This is a genomic window from Streptomyces sp. NPDC058257 (genome assembly GCF_042881845.1).
Lineage (GTDB): Bacteria > Actinomycetota > Actinomycetes > Streptomycetales > Streptomycetaceae > Streptomyces.
In genome coordinates this window covers 237,473-255,439 of record NZ_JBHVXJ010000002.1, presented here as the reverse complement: position 1 = coordinate 255,439, position 17,967 = coordinate 237,473, and the positions used below count along the sequence as shown (strand labels likewise).

Annotated in this window: 14 protein-coding genes and 1 pseudogene; 14 read left to right on the top strand and 1 reads right to left on the bottom strand. The window is 71.1% G+C overall.

The window, feature by feature from the left end; translation table 11 throughout:
• Positions 1 to 382 precede the first annotated feature (382 nt).
• From ssd to ACFVXC_RS06450, 7 genes and pseudogenes are all read left to right on the top strand, one after another.
• A complete protein-coding gene (ssd, locus tag ACFVXC_RS06480) occupies positions 383 to 1,528 on the top strand; it encodes a septum site-determining protein Ssd (protein ID WP_389902094.1) in 1,146 nt (381 codons plus the stop codon).
• Complete coding sequence (locus ACFVXC_RS06475; RefSeq protein ID WP_389902092.1) at positions 1,525 to 2,700, top strand: TadA family conjugal transfer-associated ATPase; 1,176 nt, start codon at positions 1,525 to 1,527, stop codon at positions 2,698 to 2,700. Before ssd ends, ACFVXC_RS06475 begins: the two co-directional genes overlap by 4 nt.
• The gene (locus tag ACFVXC_RS06470; RefSeq protein WP_389902090.1) at positions 2,697 to 3,542 is read left to right on the top strand and encodes a type II secretion system F family protein; all 846 of its coding nucleotides are present in this window, start codon (positions 2,697 to 2,699) and stop codon (positions 3,540 to 3,542) included. Before ACFVXC_RS06475 ends, ACFVXC_RS06470 begins: the two co-directional genes overlap by 4 nt.
• On the top strand, positions 3,539 to 4,321 hold the full coding sequence (locus tag ACFVXC_RS06465) for a type II secretion system F family protein (RefSeq protein ID WP_389902087.1): 783 nt from the start codon (positions 3,539 to 3,541) through the stop codon (positions 4,319 to 4,321). Before ACFVXC_RS06470 ends, ACFVXC_RS06465 begins: the two co-directional genes overlap by 4 nt.
• Before the next feature lie 121 nt (positions 4,322 to 4,442).
• The gene (locus ACFVXC_RS06460) at positions 4,443 to 4,655 is read left to right on the top strand and encodes a DUF4244 domain-containing protein (protein WP_389902987.1); all 213 of its coding nucleotides are present in this window, start codon (positions 4,443 to 4,445) and stop codon (positions 4,653 to 4,655) included.
• Positions 4,642 to 5,052 (top strand): TadE family type IV pilus minor pilin, encoded by a 411-nt coding sequence (locus ACFVXC_RS06455; RefSeq protein WP_389902085.1) that lies wholly within the window; start codon positions 4,642 to 4,644, stop codon positions 5,050 to 5,052. Before ACFVXC_RS06460 ends, ACFVXC_RS06455 begins: the two co-directional genes overlap by 14 nt.
• Positions 5,049 to 5,399: pseudogene (locus ACFVXC_RS06450) on the top strand (Rv3654c family TadE-like protein); the annotation flags it as partial. The gene ACFVXC_RS06455 and the pseudogene ACFVXC_RS06450, both read left to right, overlap by 4 nt.
• A gap of 261 nt (positions 5,400 to 5,660) precedes the next feature.
• Here the strand turns inward: ACFVXC_RS06450 and ACFVXC_RS06445 are convergent.
• Positions 5,661 to 8,114: a DEAD/DEAH box helicase gene (locus ACFVXC_RS06445; protein WP_389902083.1), complete on the bottom strand. Its 2,454-nt coding sequence runs from the start codon at positions 8,112 to 8,114 to the stop codon at positions 5,661 to 5,663.
• 80 nt (positions 8,115 to 8,194) lie between these two features.
• On the opposite strand from ACFVXC_RS06445, the gene bldG reads away from it, so the two are divergent.
• From bldG to topA, 7 genes are all read left to right on the top strand, one after another.
• Positions 8,195 to 8,536, top strand: a complete 342-nt coding sequence (bldG, locus tag ACFVXC_RS06440; protein ID WP_003975386.1) for an anti-sigma factor antagonist BldG — start codon at positions 8,195 to 8,197, stop codon at positions 8,534 to 8,536.
• 113 nt (positions 8,537 to 8,649) lie between these two features.
• Complete coding sequence (locus ACFVXC_RS06435) at positions 8,650 to 9,087, top strand: ATP-binding protein (protein WP_389902081.1); 438 nt, start codon at positions 8,650 to 8,652, stop codon at positions 9,085 to 9,087.
• A 368-nt stretch (positions 9,088 to 9,455) separates the two neighbouring features.
• Positions 9,456 to 11,864 carry a sodium-translocating pyrophosphatase gene (locus ACFVXC_RS06430; protein WP_389902079.1) on the top strand — a complete coding sequence of 803 codons (2,409 nt, stop codon included), beginning with the start codon at positions 9,456 to 9,458 and terminating at the stop codon, positions 11,862 to 11,864.
• 199 nt (positions 11,865 to 12,063) lie between these two features.
• Complete coding sequence (locus ACFVXC_RS06425) at positions 12,064 to 12,645, top strand: small secreted protein (RefSeq protein ID WP_389902076.1); 582 nt, start codon at positions 12,064 to 12,066, stop codon at positions 12,643 to 12,645.
• Positions 12,646 to 12,783: 138 nt separating this feature from the next.
• A complete protein-coding gene (locus tag ACFVXC_RS06420; RefSeq protein ID WP_389902074.1) occupies positions 12,784 to 14,316 on the top strand; it encodes a methyltransferase in 1,533 nt (510 codons plus the stop codon).
• A 297-nt stretch (positions 14,317 to 14,613) separates the two neighbouring features.
• Positions 14,614 to 14,811 (top strand): hypothetical protein, encoded by a 198-nt coding sequence (locus ACFVXC_RS06415; protein WP_389902071.1) that lies wholly within the window; start codon positions 14,614 to 14,616, stop codon positions 14,809 to 14,811.
• Between the two features lie 308 nt (positions 14,812 to 15,119).
• Entirely contained in the window at positions 15,120 to 17,951 is a 2,832-nt protein-coding gene (gene topA, locus ACFVXC_RS06410) for a type I DNA topoisomerase (RefSeq protein WP_389902069.1), read from the top strand.
• The last annotated feature ends 16 nt before the right edge of the window (positions 17,952 to 17,967 follow it).

The window sequence follows — 17,967 nt, the reverse complement described above, 5'->3', positions numbered from 1 at the left end:
CGACCCCCGCTCTCCCCCCCGGCGGGGGTCGTCGCATGTCCGGATGGGTTTTCCGGACCTCTCTCGACCTTCATCTGATCGCCTGGCGCCCTCCGGCGGCCGTTCTGGCGATCTTTTCGCATGCCCATGATCCGTCACTGTATGTAGTCATTGGGCTGCTCTGTGGAAGTCCCAGAGATGTCACCGGTATGGGTGAAGGGGATATTCACAGCCCCTGTCTTGTCCACAGTTATTGACCAAGATCCACACGTTATCCGCTACCGCTGCACGCTGAATCCGCTCGTTCTGCACGCGAAGTTCATGGCCGGATTGCTTTGGCCGGTTCAGCGCCGATGTGGAACGCGGCATTCAACGGGCTTGTAGTGAGTGGGGGCTGAGGATCGTGGCTGGAGTGATTACACGTGACGGGCCGCCGTCGTCCGATGGACGACAGGGCGGACCGCTGATCGTCACGGAAGATGTGGACCTGCTGGACGACCTGCTGCGGCTGTGCGCCGCGGCGGGGGCGCGGCCCGAGGTGCGGCACGGCGTGCCGGAGCGCAGGGATGGCTGGGACGCGGCGCCGCTGGTCCTTGTCGGGGACGACGCGGTGGACCGGGTGCGGGGAGCCGCGCGCAGGCGTGGGGTCGTCCTGGTCGGGCGGGATCAGGACGACCCCGGGGTGTGGCGGCGCGCGGTGGAGATCGGCGCCGATCATGTGCTGGTCCTGCCCGACGGCGAGCGATGGCTTGTGGACCGCATCGCCGATGTCGCCGAGGGCGTGGGAAGGCCCGCGCTCACGGTGGGGGTGATCGGCGGGAGCGGGGGAGCCGGTGCCTCGACGCTGGCGTGCGCGCTTGCCGTCACGGCGGCCCGTGCGGGCCGACGCACGATGCTCGTCGACGCCGACCCGCTCGGGGGTGGTCTCGATGTGCTGCTGGGCGGCGAGGCGGCCGACGGACTCCGCTGGCCCGCCTTCGCGCAGTCCAGGGGCCGGGTCGGCGGTGGCGCGCTTGAGGAGTCACTGCCCGAGCTGCATTCCCTGCGCGTCCTGAGCTGGGACCGGGGCGACGCGGTGGTCATCGCGCCCGAGGCCATGCGGGCGGTGATCGCCGCCGCCCGGCGGCGGGGCGGGGCGGTCGTCGTGGACCTGCCGCGCCGCGTGGACGAAGGCGTGGCCGAGGCGCTGGCCCAGGTGGATCTGGGGCTTTTGGTGGTGCCGGCGGAGTTGCGCGCGGTGGCCGGGGCGCGGCGGGTCGCGTCGGCGGTGGGGATGGTGCTGCGGGATCTGCGGGTGGTGGTCGCCGGAGGCGGCGGCGCCGGTCGCGCCGCAGGAGGCGGAATCGACGGCCTCGGTGGCTTTGACGCGGAGGAGGTCGCGCGACTGCTCGGGCTGCCGCTCGTCGGCGAACTGCCGCGGGAAGCGGGCCTGCTGGCCGCGCAGGCCGGGGGGATGCCGCCCGGAAGTGCCGCCCGCGGGCCGCTGGCACGGTTCTGCACGGCCTTCTGGGAGCGCGTCCCTGTCGATGCCACCGGAGGCGGCTCATGAGCGCCGTCGTCGGGGCCAAGATGCTGGACGGGGTGCGCCAGTGGCTCGCGGAGAACGGGACCGAGCCGACACCGGCCCGCGTCGCCGAGGCGCTGCGGGCCCAGGGCAGGGTGCTCGGCGACGCGGAAGTCCTGGGCGCGGCGCGGCAGCTGCGCTCGGAGCTGGTGGGCGCGGGACCCCTTGAGGCATTGCTCGCTGACGACTCGGTGACCGACGTGCTGGTCTCCGCGCCCGACCGGGTGTGGGTGGACCGAGGCGGAGGCCTGGAGCTGACCGGGGTGTCCTTCAGGGACGCGACGGCGGTGCGGCGGCTCGCACAGCGGCTCGCGGCCGTGGCCGGACGCCGGCTCGACGACGCGAGGCCCTGGGTGGACGCACGGCTCCCGGACGGCACCCGCCTCCACGCGGTGCTGCCTCCGGTCGCCGTCGGATCGACCTGCCTCTCCCTGCGCGTCGTACGCCCCCGGGCCTTCACGCTGGCGGAACTGACAGCGGCGGGGACGGTGCCGCCGGGTGGAGACCGCGTACTGCGGGCACTGCTCGACGCCCGGCTCTCGTACTTGATCAGTGGCGGCACGGGGTCGGGCAAGACGACGCTCCTCAGCGCGCTCCTCGGCCTCGTCGGGCCGGGGGAGCGGATCGTGCTCGCCGAGGACTCCGCGGAGCTGCGGCCCGATCACCCGCACGTGGTGCGCCTCGAAGCCAGACCGGCGAACCAGGAAGGGGCCGGTCAGGTGGGCCTCGACGACCTGGTGCGACAGGCGCTGCGGATGCGTCCCGACCGGCTGGTCGTCGGCGAGGTGCGTGGCGCTGAGGTGGTCCACCTCCTTGCCGCCCTGAACACGGGCCATCAGGGCGGTTGCGGCACGGTTCACGCGAACGCCGCGGGGGACGTCCCGGCCCGCCTGGAGGCCCTGGGGACGGCGGCCGGACTCGACAGGGCGGCGCTGCACAGCCAGTTGGCCGCCGCGCTTTCCGTGGTGATCCATCTGGCACGGGACCGGACGGGGCTGCGGCGGATCGCCGAGGTGCGTGTCCTGGAACGAGATCCGTCCGGCCTCGTGGTGACGGTGCCGGCGCTGCGGTGGGGCGAGAAGGAGTTTGTCCGGGAGCGGGGCTGGGAGCGGCTGAGCTCGCTCCTGACGGCCGGTGGTTGGAGTGAGGGGCGATGAGTGCGACGGGGGTGGCGGCGGCCGCGTGTGCGGGGAGCGCGGCCTGGCTGGTGATGGGGCGGGACCGAGGGCTGCGGCGGGCGCGGGCTGTTCTGGCGGGAGGGGGCTTCGAGGCGGCGTCGGGGGACGCGGCGTGGCGGCGGGCGGCGGACTATGCCGGCGCCCGGGTGCGGCACGAGTGGTGGGCTCTGGCGGGCGGGGCGGCGGTCGCGCTGCTCGGTGAGTCGGTGGTGCCGCTGATCTTGGGTGCGGCCGGGGTGCCGCTGGTGCGGCGTGTACGGCGGGCCGGAGACGCGCGGCTCGAAGGGGAGCGTCGGGCCGCCGCGGTGATCGCGTTGTGCGGGGTGCTCGCCGGTGAGGTTCGGGCGGGGCGGCAGCCGGGGGAGGCATTGCGGGCCGCGGCCGGTGGTGGGCTCGGGGAGGCGCGGGCCGGGGTTCTGGCGGCGGCGCGGTTCGGCGGGGATGTGCCGGGCGCGCTGGAGGAAGCGGCACGGGAGCCGGGGGCGCAGGGGCTGTTGGGGCTCGCGGCGTGCTGGCGGGTGGCGGTGGACCGCGGTGCCGGGCTCGCCGCGGGCCTTGAGCGGCTTGAGGGCGCGCTGCGCGCGGAGCGGGATCAGCGTGCCGATCTGCGGGCCCAGTTGGCGGGTGCGCGGTCGACGGCGGTGATGCTCGCGGGGCTTCCGGTCCTCGGACTGCTGATGGGGAGCGCGCTCGGGGCGGCGCCCTTGCGGGTGTTGCTGCATACGGGGGCGGGGCTGGGATGCCTGGCGGTGGGCGGGACGTTGGAGGGCGCCGGCGTGTGGTGGGCGCTGCGGATCGTACGGGGAGCGGAGGAGCGATGAGTTTCGTCGTCCACGAGGTGGGGGTGGCTGTGTGGGGTGCGGCGGCCTTGCTGTGGCTGGTGTCGGCGGTCCTTGCGGCGCGGCGTGAGCGGGCGGTGCGGGGGCGGTCGGGGGCTGTGCTGGGGGTCGAGGCGCGGCTAGCGGTGGGCTCGTCGAGGCGGTGGTTCCGGCGCCGGGAGGCGGTGCGGGGATGGCTGGCGGTGGCCGGTGCGGTGAGTGCCGGGTGGGTGCTGGTGGGCGGCTTTCCGGGGTGCCTGGTGGGGTTGGGCGCCGGGTACGGGGTGTGGCGTTGGTGGCGGGGGCGGGGCGCTCGCGCCGCGGAGTTCGACGTCGTGGAGGCGGCTCGGCAACTCCCTTTGGCGGCTGATCTGTTGGCGGCCTGCGTCGCTGCGGGCGCGGGGCCCGTCGTGGCCGCACACGCGGTGGGCGACGCGTTGAGGGGGCCGGTCGGGGAGCGGCTCGCGCAGGGGGCCGCGGAGGTGCGGCTCGGCGGTGAACCGGTCGACGCTTGGCGGAGGTTGGGCGCGATACCGGGCGCGGGGGCGCTGGCCCGCCTGCTGGAGCGGGCGGGGGAGTCGGGGGCTCCGGCGGCGGATCCGGTGGCGCGTCTGGCCGCGGACTGCCGCGCGGAACGGGGTCGTACGGCGACGGCTGCGGCGCGCAGGGCCGGAGTGCTGATGACGGCGCCGGTGGGGCTGTGCTTCTTGCCCGCGTTCATCGCGGTGGGGGTGCTGCCTGTGGTGATCGGCCTGGCGGGCGGGCTGTTGAGCGGCCTGTGAGCGACTTCTGAACGGCATCTGAGTGGTTCGACGGCCGAGTGGCTGGACGACTGGCTGGACGGCGGCCGCGTGAGGCGTGGCTGCCGTGTTCTGAAAAGACGGAAATTTCATGGGGGTTGAGATGTGGGGACAGCTGTGTGTACGGGCGTCGCAGTACAGGGCGTATGTGGGGCGGGCGGTTCGCGGGGACGTGGGGATGGTCACCTCGGAGTACGCGATGGGGCTCATCGCGGCGGTGGGATTCGCCGGACTGCTCTACAAGGTGGTGACGAGCGGGCAGGTCAGGGCGGCGTTGCAGGCGGTCGTGGAGAAGGCGCTCGATGTCCAGTTCTAAGGGGCCCGGGGGCGGCCGCGGGCGCCGCGGGGACCAGGGGTTCGTGACGGCTGAGGCGGCCGTGGTCCTTCCCACGCTCGTGCTGTTCACGATGGCGCTGGTCTGGGCATTGCTGACCGCGTCCGCGCAGATCCAGTGCGTGGACGCGGCACGGGCAGGGGCGCGCGCGATGGCCCGGCAGGACCCTGCGAGCGGGGCCGTGGCGGCGGCCCGGCAGGCGGCGCCGCGCGGTGCGTCGGTGGTCGTGCGGCGGGACGGGGACCTGGTGCGGGTGGAGGTCGTGGCGGACTCGCCGGGGCCTGAGGCGCTCGGGCTCGGTCTTCGGCTGCGGGCGGAGGCGGTGGCGTCGGCGGAGGAGACGGTGTCGGTGGGGGAGACCTCGGGGGTGGGAGCGTGAGGGGGCGGGCCGGGTGGCGAACGGCCGGGCCGGTGTCGGACCAGGGCGACCGGGGAGCCGCCACGGTGTGGGTCGTCGTCGTGATGGCGGTGCTGTGCGTGATCTGCGGCGCGGTCCTCGCGATGGGGCAGGTGATCGTCGCCCGCCATCGAGCGGGCGGCGCGGCGGACTTGGCGGCGCTCGCCGCGGCGGACCACTGGATGGACGGGCGTTCCGGGGCGTGTGCCGAGGCCGGGCGGGTGGCCGAGGCGCAGGGGGTGCGCATCGTGCGGTGCGCGGTGAGGGGCGAGATCGCGGACGTCACCGCGGCGGCGGGCTTCGGTCCGTTCGGGACGGAGGTCAGGTCCAGGGCGGGCCCGGCGGGGCCGATCGCTCCGACGCCCGGAGCGGGGGCTGTGGCGCACGCCGGGTGGCGGACTGACGAGGGGGCGGCGCGAGCCGCCGGAGGGCTCTCAGACCGCCCTGAGGGGCCTGCTGGACGGAAGCCTGAGGTGAGGGCGGCGCGTTCTGCCGTGTGGCGATCCGCTGCGCGCCTCGCGTTGCCGGGGGCGGCGACACCGGCGCCCGGTGGTCGGCGGCCCGAAGGCGGTGCGATCCACCGATGCCCCTCAGGGGGCGGGAGCGTCCTTGAGCAGGGTGGAGAGCAGACGGACCGCGCCGCGTTTGTGCAGAGGGTCGTTGCCGTTGCCGCACTTCGGGGACTGGATGCAGGACGGGCAACCGGCCTCGCACTCGCAGGAGGCGATGGCCTGCCGGGTGGCGGTCAGCCACTCGCGGGCCGTGTGGAAGGCCCGCTCGGCGAATCCCGCACCGCCGGGATGGCCGTCGTACACGAAGACGGTCGGCAGGAGCGTGTCCGGATGAAGCGGCACGGAGACGCCGCCGATGTCCCAGCGGTCGCAGGTCGCGAAGAGCGGCAGCATGCCGATGGAGGCGTGCTCGGCGGCATGCAGGGCGCCGCCGAGGATCTCCGGATTGACGCGGGCGGCGTCCAACTGGTCCTCGGTGACCGTCCACCAGACCGCACGGGTGCGCAGGGTGCGGGGCGGCAGGTCCAGCTTGGTCTCGCCGAGGACCTCCCCGGTGATCAGCCTGCGGCGCAGGAAGGAGACGACCTGGTTGGTGACTTCGACGGAGCCGTAGCAGAGGCGGCCCGATCCCCAGGGGATCTCGGTGTCCGTCTCCAGGATGGAGATGGCCGTGGTGTCCCGGGCCGTCGTGGAGTACGGCGGACCGGCCTCCTCGACCAGGGCGACCGAGTCCTCCAGATCCAGGCGGCGCACGAGATACGTACGGCCCTGGTGAAGGTGGACCGCGCCCTCGTGGACGGCGGAGTGCGCGGCGGATGCGTCGACGGTGCCGAGCAGCCTGCCCGTGCCCTCCTCGACGATCTGGATGGGCTTCCCGCCCTCGCCGCGGATGTCGGTGAGGTCGGCGGCCCGCTCCCTGCGGGTCCAGTGCCAGGCCTTCGTGCGGCGGCGCAGCAGTTTCGCGGCCTCCAACTGCGGGAGCAGCTCCTCGGTGGCCGGGCCGAAGAGGATCAAGTCGTCGTCCGTGAGCGGGAGTTCCGCGGCGGCCGCGCAGAGGTGGGGCGCGAGGACGTACGGGTTGTCGGGGTCGAGGACCGTCGACTCGACCGGCTGCTGGAACAGCGCTTCGGGGTGGTGGACGAGATACGTGTCCAGCGGGTCGTCGCGGGCGACGAGGACGGCAAGCGCGCCCTGCCCGGAGCGCCCGGCGCGGCCCGCCTGCTGCCAGAGCGAGGCACGGGTCCCCGGATAGCCGGAGATGATCACGGCGTCCAGCCCGGAGACGTCCACGCCGAGTTCGAGCGCGGTGGTGGCCGCGAGGCCGAGGAGTTCGCCGGAGTGCAGGGCCCGCTCCAGGGCGCGGCGCTCCTCGGGGAGATATCCGCCCCGGTAGGCGGCCACGCGGTGGGTCAGGGAGCGGTCGACCTCCGCGAGGCGCTCCTGGGCGATCACCGAGATCAGCTCGGCGCCGCGCCGGGAACGTACGAAGGCGACCGAGCGGACGCCCTGGACGGTCAGGTCGGTGAGCAGGTCCGCCGTCTCGGCGGTGGCGGTGCGGCGGACGGGGGCGCCGTTCTCGCCGTGGAGCTCGGTGAGCGGGGGTTCCCAGAGGGCGAAGACGAGGTCGCCGCGGGGTGAGGCGTCGTCGGCGACCTCCTTGACCGGCAGTCCGGTCAGGCGTTCGGCGGCGATGGCCGGCTCGGCGGAGGTGGCGGAGGCGAGGAGGAAGACGGGGTCGGAGCCGTAGCGGGCGCAGAGGCGGCGCAGGCGGCGCAGGACCTGGGCGACGTGGGAGCCGAAGACGCCGCGGTAGGTGTGGCACTCGTCGATGACGACGTAGCGCAGGGCGCGCAGGAAGGAGGACCAGCGGGGGTGGGACGGGAGTATCCCGCGGTGCAGCATGTCGGGGTTGGTCAGGACGTAGTTGGCGTACTGACGTACCCATTCGCGTTCTTCGACGGGGGTGTCGCCGTCGTACACGGCGGGGCGGATCGCGTTGCCCAGGGGTGCCGCGAGTTCGCGTACGGCGCGGCGCTGGTCGGCGGCCAGGGCCTTCGTCGGGGCGAGGTACAGCGCGGTCGTGCCGCGGCCGTTCGGGGCTTCTGAGCCGTCGAGGAGGGCCGAGAGGACGGGGGTGAGGTAGGCGAGTGACTTTCCCGACGCCGTGCCGGTGGCGACGATGACCGACTCGCCGTCCAGGGCGTGCTCGGCGGCGAGTGCCTGGTGGGCCCAGGGGTGCTCGATCCCGGCCGATTGCACCGCCGCGACGACCTCGGAACGAATGCGATCAGGCCAGACTGCATATCGGGCCGCGCGCGGGGGCAAGTGCTCCGTATGAGTGACGCGCGAAGCACGGCTCGGCCCCGCGGTGAGCCGGTCCAGGACCGTCCGTGGAGACGTGCGTGCCGGGGCGCCCGTGAAGGGTCTTCCCGGTGGAGGAAAGTTGGCCATCGGCACCGAGTGTGTCACTGGCAGGATGGACAATGGTCCCAAGGCGTCGTGCACGCCTGCCGGTAAGTGATTGAATGCCATCGCGGCTGGCGATCCGTCCTGGGGGCTCTGCCGAGGTGTCCCGAGGGATGACCGCTCGATAGCAAGGTGCTGGAGGATCCGTGGACCTGTCCCTGTCGACCCGTACCGTCGGCGATCGTACGGTCGTCGAGGTCGGTGGCGAAATCGACGTTTATACCGCGCCCAAGTTGCGCGAACAGTTGGTCGAGTTGGTGAACGACGGCAGTTTCCACCTGGTCGTCGACATGGAGGGCGTGGACTTCCTCGACTCCACCGGACTTGGCGTACTGGTCGGCGGCTTGAAGCGGGTGCGTGCCCATGAGGGCTCACTGCGCCTGGTCTGCAACCAGGAACGTATTTTGAAGATCTTCCGCATCACCGGCCTGACCAAGGTGTTCCCCATTCACACCTCGGTCGAGGAAGCGGTCGCGGCCACCGACTGAGAGCCGGATGCCCCGGGTCGGCTGCTTGCTCGGCCCGGGGGTGGCAGAACAGCAGGGGACCGGGCCCTCGGCCCGGCCCTCTGACAGCACGCGCGTATGTCCGAGGGGGATGCATGGCCACCGTTGAACTCCGATTCAGCGCGCTGCCCGAGCACGTCAGGACCGCCCGGCTCGTGGCGGCGGCGGTCGCGCGCAGGGCCGGAGTGGACGAGGCCGTTCTCGACGAGGTCCGACTCGCTGTCGGCGAGGCCTGCACGCGTGCTGTCGGACTGCACCAGAGCAACGGCGTCTCGGCGCCGGTTCTTGTCGCCCTGATCGAGGACGAGAAGCAGTTTTCCATCGAGGTCGGCGATGAGGCCCCCCACGCGACGTCCGGCGACCGCGCACCCGGCTCGGGGCCCGGAGCGGCCGACGACCTGGACGCCGAAGGTGAGGACGAGATGGGTCTCGCCGTCATCAGCGGGCTCGTGGACGACGTGGAGGTCACCGCGGGCGAGAACGGCGGTCTCATCCGGATGACGTGGCCGACGACCCCCGCGCCGCTTCTCTGACCGGCCGAAGTCCGATCTGGCTCGGTCCGATCTGGCTCGGTCCGATCTGGCTCGGTCCGATCCGGCCCGACCTGGTCTGATCAAGCCCGATTCGGCGGCTTCCCCTTCCCGCCGCACCAAGGTCTTGCTCCCCATCCGGAGCAGGGCCTTTTTCTTATTTGATCATTGCCCCGGTCAATTGCCTCGGGGCAGTCGACCTCCGTCAACGGTTTTGGGGCATTACCGCTTTCGGGGCCAATCTGCGGTCACGATCATTTGCTGGGAAGCAATCTCTAGCCAATTCCGTTTGCGGCGCTCTGTTTTGATCAGGTTCAGCTCCCTACAATCCGTCCACATCTTGAGCTCACCCCAGGCGTCAAGGAGGACGAATGGCGGGGCTTTCTACCCCTCATCAGTTTGACCACACCTCAACCTTCGCAGCGGCAGTACTGACCGACGACAACCGCCTCATCGTGATGGGCGTCGCGATCGTCGCGGTCGCGGCCCTAGCGGTCGCCTGGGTGCTCGTACGCCAGGTGCTCGCGGCGACCGAGGGCACCGACAGCATGAAGAAGATCGCGAAGGCGATCCAGGAGGGCGCCAATGCCTATCTCGGCAGGCAGCTGCGCACTCTCGGTGTTTTCGCCGTCGTGGTGTTCTTCCTGCTCCTGCTGCTGCCGGCAGACGACTGGAATCAGCGCGCCGGCCGATCGATCTTCTTCTTGATCGGTGCGGTGTTCTCGGCGACCACCGGCTATATCGGCATGTGGCTCGCCGTACGCAGCAATGTTCGTGTGGCGGCAGCCGCACGAGAGGCCACTCCCACGGAAGGTGAGCCCGAAAAGGATCTCACCGCTGTTTCGCACAAGGCCATGAAGATCGCTTTCCGCACGGGCGGCGTCGTCGGCATGTTCACGGTGGGGCTCGGTCTTCTGGGCGCCTCCTGTGTGGTGCTCGTCTACGCGGCCGACGCGCCGAAGGTCCTTGAGGGCTTCGGCCTCGGGGCGGCGCTGATCGCGATGTTCATGCGTGTGGGCGGCGGCATCTTCACCAAGGCCGCCGACGTCGGCGCCGACCTGGTCGGCAAGGTCGAGCAGGGCATCCCGGAGGACGACCCGAGGAATGCCGCGACCATCGCCGACAACGTGGGCGACAACGTCGGCGACTGCGCGGGCATGGCCGCCGACCTCTTCGAGTCGTACGCCGTGACCCTGGTGGCCGCGCTGATCCTCGGCAAGGTGGCGTTCGGCGACTCCGGACTCGCCTTCCCGCTGATCGTTCCGGCGATCGGTGTCGTGACGGCGATGATCGGGATCTTCGCGGTGGCGCCACGGCGCTCCGACCGCAGCGGGATGACCGCCATCAACCGCGGATTCTTCATCTCCGCGTTCATCTCGCTGGCGCTCGTGGCAGCGGCGGTCTTCGTCTACCTGCCGTCGTCGTACGCCGACCTGGATGGCGTCTCGGACGCGGCGATCGCGGGTCACGAAGGCGATCCGCGGGTTCTCGCGGTCGTCGCCGTCGCGATCGGCATCGTCATGGCCGCACTGATCCAGCAGCTCACCGGCTACTTCACGGAGACCAACCGGCGTCCGGTCAAGGACATCGGCAAGACCTCGCTCACAGGGCCGGCCACCGTCGTCCTGGCCGGAATCTCACTCGGCCTCGAATCGGCCGTCTACACCGCGCTCCTGATCGGGCTCGGCGTGTACGGGGCGTTCCTGCTCGGCGGTACGTCGATCATGCTCGCCCTGTTCGCGGTGGCGCTCGCCGGTACCGGCCTGCTCACCACGGTCGGCGTGATCGTCGCCATGGACACCTTCGGTCCGGTCTCCGACAACGCGCAGGGCATCGCCGAGATGTCCGGTGACGTCGAGGGCGCCGGCGCGCAGGTCCTCACGGACCTGGACGCCGTCGGCAACACCACCAAGGCCATCACCAAGGGCATCGCCATCGCCACGGCCGTCCTCGCGGCCGCGGCGCTCTTCGGCTCGTATCGCGACGCCATCGCGACCGCGGCCAAGGACGTCGGCGAGAAAATGGGCGACGGCGCTCCCATGAACCTGGTGATGGACATCTCACAGCCCAACAACCTGGTCGGCCTGATCCTGGGCGCCGCGGTCGTCTTCCTCTTCTCGGGGCTCGCGATCAACGCGGTGTCGAGGTCGGCGGGAGCGGTGGTCTACGAGGTGCGGCGGCAGTTCCGCGAGCACCCCGGGATCATGGACTACTCCGAGGAGCCTGAGTACGGGCGCGTCGTCGACATCTGCACCAAGGACGCGCTGCGCGAGCTGGCCACGCCGGGTCTGCTCGCCGTGCTCACGCCGATCGCGGTCGGCTTCTCGCTCGGCGTCGGCGCGCTCGGCTCGTTCCTGGCGGGCGCGATCGGCACGGGCACGCTGATGGCGGTCTTCCTCGCCAACTCCGGCGGCGCCTGGGACAACGCGAAGAAGCTCGTCGAGGACGGCCACCACGGCGGCAAGGGCAGTGAGGCCCACGCCGCGGTGGTGATCGGCGACACCGTCGGTGACCCGTTCAAGGACACCGCAGGGCCGGCGATCAACCCGCTCCTGAAGGTGATGAACCTGGTGGCGCTGCTCATCGCGCCGGCGGTCGTCCAGTTCAGTTACGGGGACGACGCGAGCGCCGGGGTGCGGGCACTGATCGCGGTGCTTTCGATCCTGGTCATCATCGGCGCGGTGTACGTGTCCAAGAGGCGAGGGATCGCCGTGGGCGACGAGGAGGAAGGTGGTGCGGAGCGAGTAGGTAACTCGGCTGATCCGGCCGTGGTTTCGTAACGCCGGGTCAGACTCTGCCCAACACAAGGGCGGACGGTGCGTTTTGACGCGGCGTCCGCCCTTCGTGTGTCTCGTGAGCCGGCCGGTGAGCCTTCTCTCGCGCTCCGCGCTTGGTGCAAATGGCTTCAATAGGGGTGGTACCGGGCCCCCGGCATGCGGTTGTAGCCCAGTTGGCGTGTAAGTTCCGGGGCCGAGAGCCATGGAAGGGACCAATCCGGTGAACAAGAAGCTTGCAGCCGCACTGTCCGGCGGTGCGGTACTGGTACTGGCGCTGTCGGGCTGCAGCGACGACGGCAACGAGAAGCTGGACTCCTGGGCCAAGGACGTCTGTGACTCGGTTCAGCCGCAGTCGAAGAAGATCGCCGACGCCAACGCGGCGATCCAGAAGGAGACCTCGGACAACAGCTCGCCGGGGGACGTCCAGAAGACCGACTCCAAGGCGTTCCAGGACATGTCCGACGCCTACAAGTCGATGGGCGCCGCGGTGAAGAAGGCGGGCGCCCCGCCGGTCGACGGCGGTCAGAAGAAGACCGACGACGCGGTCAAGGAACTGAACGCCATCTCCAAGTCGTACGGCGATCTGAAGAAGAAGGTCGACGGCCTGGACACCAAGGACCAGGCGGACTTCGCCGACGGGCTCAAGAGTGTCGCGGGGGAGCTGGACAAGCTGAGCAAGAGCGGCAACGAGGCCCTTGAGAAGCTGCAGGAGGGCGAGGTGGGCAAGGCGATGAGCAAGCAGGACAGTTGCAAGTCGGCTTCCGCCACGCCTTCTGCGGCCTAGGGGCCGCACCCTTCCTTCGCCCGCTGCCCCGATGCCCCGGGGGAAAGAGTCCCCGGGGCGTCGGGGCAGTGTCGCGCCGGGCCGCGCCCGTCGGCGGCGGGCACAGCCGGTGAGCCGGATGCGGGTCACAATGAGGGGGTGAGTATCGCTAGCGCCCCCTTGCCCTCGTCCGATCGTGCCGACGCCTCCGCTCAGTTGCGGGAAGCCCTGCTGGCGGCCGACTTCACCGCTGACGGGCTGCTCGAGCTGCTCGGGGCGCCCGCCTACACGGCGCTCGCGCGCAGCGAGACCGTGCCCGCCCTGCGGGCCACCCGCGGCGAGGGGCCACTGGAGACACTCGTACGGCTCTTCCTGTTGCAGCGTTCCGTGCCGCACGCGCGCGTGGCGGCCGTTCTGCCGGTCGGCCCTCTACAGGAGAGCGGTTGGCTGTCCGCGGCGGACGGTGAGGGTGCGCTGAAGGCGACCGTGGACGTGCGGCCCTACGGCGGGCCGAGCGGCGAGGACTGGTTCATCGTCTCGGACCTGGGGTGCGCGGTCGGCGGTGCCGGTGGCATCGGCAGCCACGACGAAGGGGTCGTACTCGGTGTGGGCGGGGCGTCCACGACGCTGGCCGGTCTCACGGTGCGTATGCCCGTGGCCAGTGCTCTCGACCTCGGCACCGGATCCGGGATCCAGGCGCTGCACGCCGCGCAGCACGCCACCCGGGTCACCGCGACCGACCTCAATCCCCGCGCGCTGCACATCACGCGGCTCACCCTCGCGCTCTCCGGGGCGCCCGAGGCCGACCTGCGGGAGGGCTCCCTGTTCGAACCCGTGGGCGAGGAGACGTACGACCTGATCGTGTCCAATCCGCCTTTCGTGATCTCTCCCGGGGCGCGGCTCACCTACCGCGACGGCGGGATGGGCGGGGACGATCTGTGCCGGTCGCTCGTTCAGCAGGCGGGGGAGCGGTTGAACGAAGGGGGGTACGCGCACTTCCTCGCCAACTGGCAGCACGTGGAGGGCGAGGAGTGGACCGAGCGGCTCCGTTCCTGGGTGCCGCGCGGGTGCGACGCGTGGATCGTGCAGCGCGAGGTGCAGGACGTCACGCAGTACGCGGAGCTGTGGCTGCGGGACGCCGGGGACCACCGGTCAGATCCGCAGGAGTACGCGGCGCGGTACGACGCGTGGCTCGACGAGTTCGAGGCCCGCAAGACGCGCGCGGTCGGGTTCGGGTGGATCACGCTGCGCAAGAGTGGCGCCGGATCCGCTGGGGCCGAGCCGTCCGTGACCGTGGAGGAGTGGCCGCACCCCGTCGAGCAGCCCCTTGGTGACACGGTGCGGGAGTTCTTCGCGCGCCAGGACTACCTGCGGGCGCACGACGACGCCGCGCTGCTCGCCGGGCACTTCAAGCTCGCGGCCGAGGTCGTGCAGGAGCAGGTCGGGCTGCCCGGCGCCGAGGACCCGGAGCATGTCGTGCTGCGCCAGCACCGCGGGATGCGGCGGGCCACCAAGGTGGACACGGTGGGCGCGGGCTTCGCAGGCGTGTGCGACGGGACGCTGAGCGCCGGGCGGATCCTCGACGCGATCGCCCAACTGGTGGGGGAGGACCCCGTATTGCTGCGGGACCGGACGCCCTCGCAGATCCGGCTCCTCGTCGAGCAGGGCTTCCTGGAGCCCGTCGAGTCGTAGAGACGCCGCGAGGGGGCCGCCGGGCCGTCGGCGGTGAGCGTACGGCGTGTCTCGTACGTTTCCGGGGACGTCGGTCCCCCGTTGTGGGTGGGGTGGACGGGCGGCGGCGACCGCCGGACGTACATCGAGAAGGTGGACTGTGCGAACCAGCCCCGAGATGGCCGGTTCCGGTCGGGCCGGGCCCCGCGCCGACCGGTTCTTCAGGCCGGGCGCCCTCCGTTCACCCGGGGTTCGCGCCCCGGTTTCCCGGGCGTGTCAAGTTCCCAAGCCGGGAACTCGGTACGGGGAGGCAATGACATGGAGAGCGGACCAGCGATCTTCGCGGGCACGGTGTTCGCGCTGTTCGGAGCAGGGCTGCTGCTGTGGACCGGAGCACGTGTGGCGCACCGCGCGCCCGTCGCCGAGGGTGTGAACCCTGTCGCATCCGCGACGCTCGCCGCCCTGGCGGGATCGGGCGCGCTGGTGCTCGGGGTGTGGTGTTTCACTCGGTTGTGACCGGAGGCGGTCGGTGACCGGACGGCGGCTGCGGGGCGCGTACGGGCCGTAGGCCCCGCGCCGGTGCTGAGCCGGTGCGCAGCCGGTGGTGAAGCCCATGGTGAACCAGGTGAGGAAACGGCAGGTCGCCACTCCGGGCGGCAGGAATGGCGGTAGTCGGGTTACCGTTCGAGTGGCCGTTGCGGGCTTTTCCCGTTTGACACGGGGGCGGGATGTACCGTCACACTCCGCAGCGTCAGCGCAACTCAAGCGCACCGAGCGAGGCCACGCACCCGGCCACCGAGTACCGACCGGAGAGAAGAGCGAAGTTGTCCCCGACCAGCGAGACCGCAAAGGGCGGCCGCCGACTCGTCATCGTCGAGTCGCCTGCCAAGGCGAAGACGATCAAGGGTTACCTCGGCCCCGGCTACGTAGTCGAGGCAAGCGTCGGGCACATCCGCGACCTCCCGAACGGCGCCGCGGAGGTCCCCGACAAGTACACCGGCGAGGTGCGCCGTCTCGGCGTGGACGTCGAGAACGACTTCGAGCCCATCTATGTCGTCAACTCCGACAAGAAGGCGCAGGTCAAGAAGCTCAAAGACCTGCTGAAGGACTCCGACGAACTCTTCCTCGCCACCGATGAGGACCGCGAGGGCGAAGCCATCGCGTGGCACCTCCTCGAGGTCCTGAAGCCCAAGGTCCCGGTCAAGCGCATGGTGTTCCACGAGATCACCAAGGCCGCGATCCAGGAGGCCGTCGCCAGCCCCCGCGACCTCAACAAGCGCATGGTCGACGCCCAGGAGACCCGCCGCATCCTCGACCGTCTCTACGGCTACGAGGTCTCGCCGGTCCTGTGGAAGAAGGTCATGCCGCGCCTGTCGGCCGGCCGTGTCCAGTCCGTGGCGACCCGCCTCGTCGTCGAGCGTGAGCGCGAGCGCATCGCCTTCCGCTCCGCCGAGTACTGGGACCTGACGGGCACCTTCGGCACGGGCCGCCCGGGCGACGCGTCCGACCCCTCGCAGCTGGTCGCGCGCCTCACCACGGTCGACGGCAAGCGCATCGCGCAGGGCCGCGACTTCAACTCCGTCGGACAGCTCAAGTCCGAAACGCTGCACCTGGACGAGGCGAACGCCCGTTCGCTCGCCGCGGCCCTTGAGAACACCCGGTTCGCGGTCCGCTCCGTCGAGTCCAAGCCCTACCGCCGCTCTCCGTACGCGCCGTTCCGTACGACGACGTTGCAGCAGGAGGCCAGCCGCAAGCTCGGCTTCGGCGCGAAGGCCACGATGCAGGTGGCCCAGAAGCTGTACGAGAACGGCTTCATCACCTACATGCGTACGGACTCCACGACGCTGTCCGACACGGCGATCACCGCCGCTCGCGCTCAGGTCACGCAGCTGTACGGCAGCGACTACCTGCCGGACAAGCCCCGTACGTACGCCGGGAAGGTCAAGAACGCGCAGGAGGCGCACGAGGCGATCCGCCCTTCGGGCGATCGTTTCCGCACGCCCGCCGAGACCGGCCTCACCGGTGACCAGTTCCGGCTCTACGAGCTGATCTGGAAGCGGACCGTCGCCTCCCAGATGAAGGACGCGGTCGGCAACTCCGTCACGGTCAAGATCGGTGGCACGGCCGCCGACGGCCGCGACGCCGAGTTCAGCGCGTCCGGCAAGACCATCACCTTCCACGGCTTCATGAAGGCCTACGTAGAGGGCGCGGACGACCCGAACGCCGAGCTCGACGACCGCGAGCGCAGGCTGCCGCAGGTCAGCGAGGGTGACGCGCTGTCCGCCGACGAGATCTCGGTCGACGGCCACGCGACCAAGCCGCCGGCCCGCTACACCGAGGCCTCGCTGGTCAAGGAGCTCGAAGAGCGCGAGATCGGCCGCCCGTCGACGTACGCGTCGATCCTCGGCACGATCCTCGACCGCGGCTACGTCTTCAAGAAGGGCACGGCCCTTGTGCCCTCCTTCTTGTCCTTCGCCGTGGTCAACCTCCTGGAGACGCACTTCGGGCGCCTCGTCGACTACGACTTCACCGCACGCATGGAGGACGACCTCGACCGCATCGCGCGGGGCGAGGCGCAGGCCGTGCCGTGGCTGAAGCGGTTCTACTTCGGTGAGGGCGACGACGCGGGGGCCGCGTCCAACGCGGGCAACGGCGACGGCGACCACCTCGGCGGGCTCAAGGAACTGGTGACCGACCTGGGCGCGATCGACGCCCGGGAGATCTCCTCCTTCCCCGTCGGCGACGGCATCCTGCTGCGCGTCGGCCGCTACGGCCCGTACATCGAGCGGGGCGAGAAGGACGCGGAGGGCCACCAGCGCGCCGACGTGCCCGACGACCTGCCGCCGGACGAGCTGACCGTCGAGTACGCCGAGGAGCTGCTCGCCAAGCCGAGCGGTGACTTCGCGCTCGGCACCGACCCCACGTCGGGCCACGAGATCATCGCCAGGGACGGCCGTTACGGCCCCTACGTCACCGAGGTGCTCCCCGAGGGCACCCCGAAGACGGGCAAGAAGGCGGTCAAGCCGCGCACGGCCTCGCTCTTCAAGTCCATGTCGCTCGACACGGTGACGCTCGCGGACGCCCTGAAGCTGATGTCCCTGCCGCGTGTGGTCGGGGCAGACGCCGAAGGCGTGGAGATCACCGCGCAGAACGGCCGCTACGGCCCGTACCTGAAGAAGGGCACGGACTCGCGGTCCCTCGAGGCCGAGGAGCAGCTCTTCAACATCACGTTGGAAGAGGCCCTCGCGATCTACGCCCAGCCCAAGCAGCGCGGGCGGGCCGCGGCCAAGCCGCCGCTGAAGGAGCTCGGCGAGGACCCGGTCAGCAAGAAGCCGGTCGTCGTCAAGGACGGCCGCTTCGGGGCGTACGTCACTGACGGCGAGACGAACGCGACGCTGCGGGCCGCCGACAGCGTCGAGGACATCACTCCCGAGCGCGGCTACGAACTGCTCGAGGAGAAGCGGGCGAAGGGTCCGGCCAAGAAGACCGCCAAGAAGGCGGCGAAGAAGGCCCCCGCCAAGAAGACCGCGGCCAAGAAGACGGCCACGAAGAAAACGGCCGCCAAGAAGACGACGGCCGCGAAGAAGACCACTACGAAGACGGCCGCCGCCAAGAAGACCACGGCTTCGGCGGCCAAGGCGTCCGACGCCGAGTAGCCGAGCAGCCGAGTAA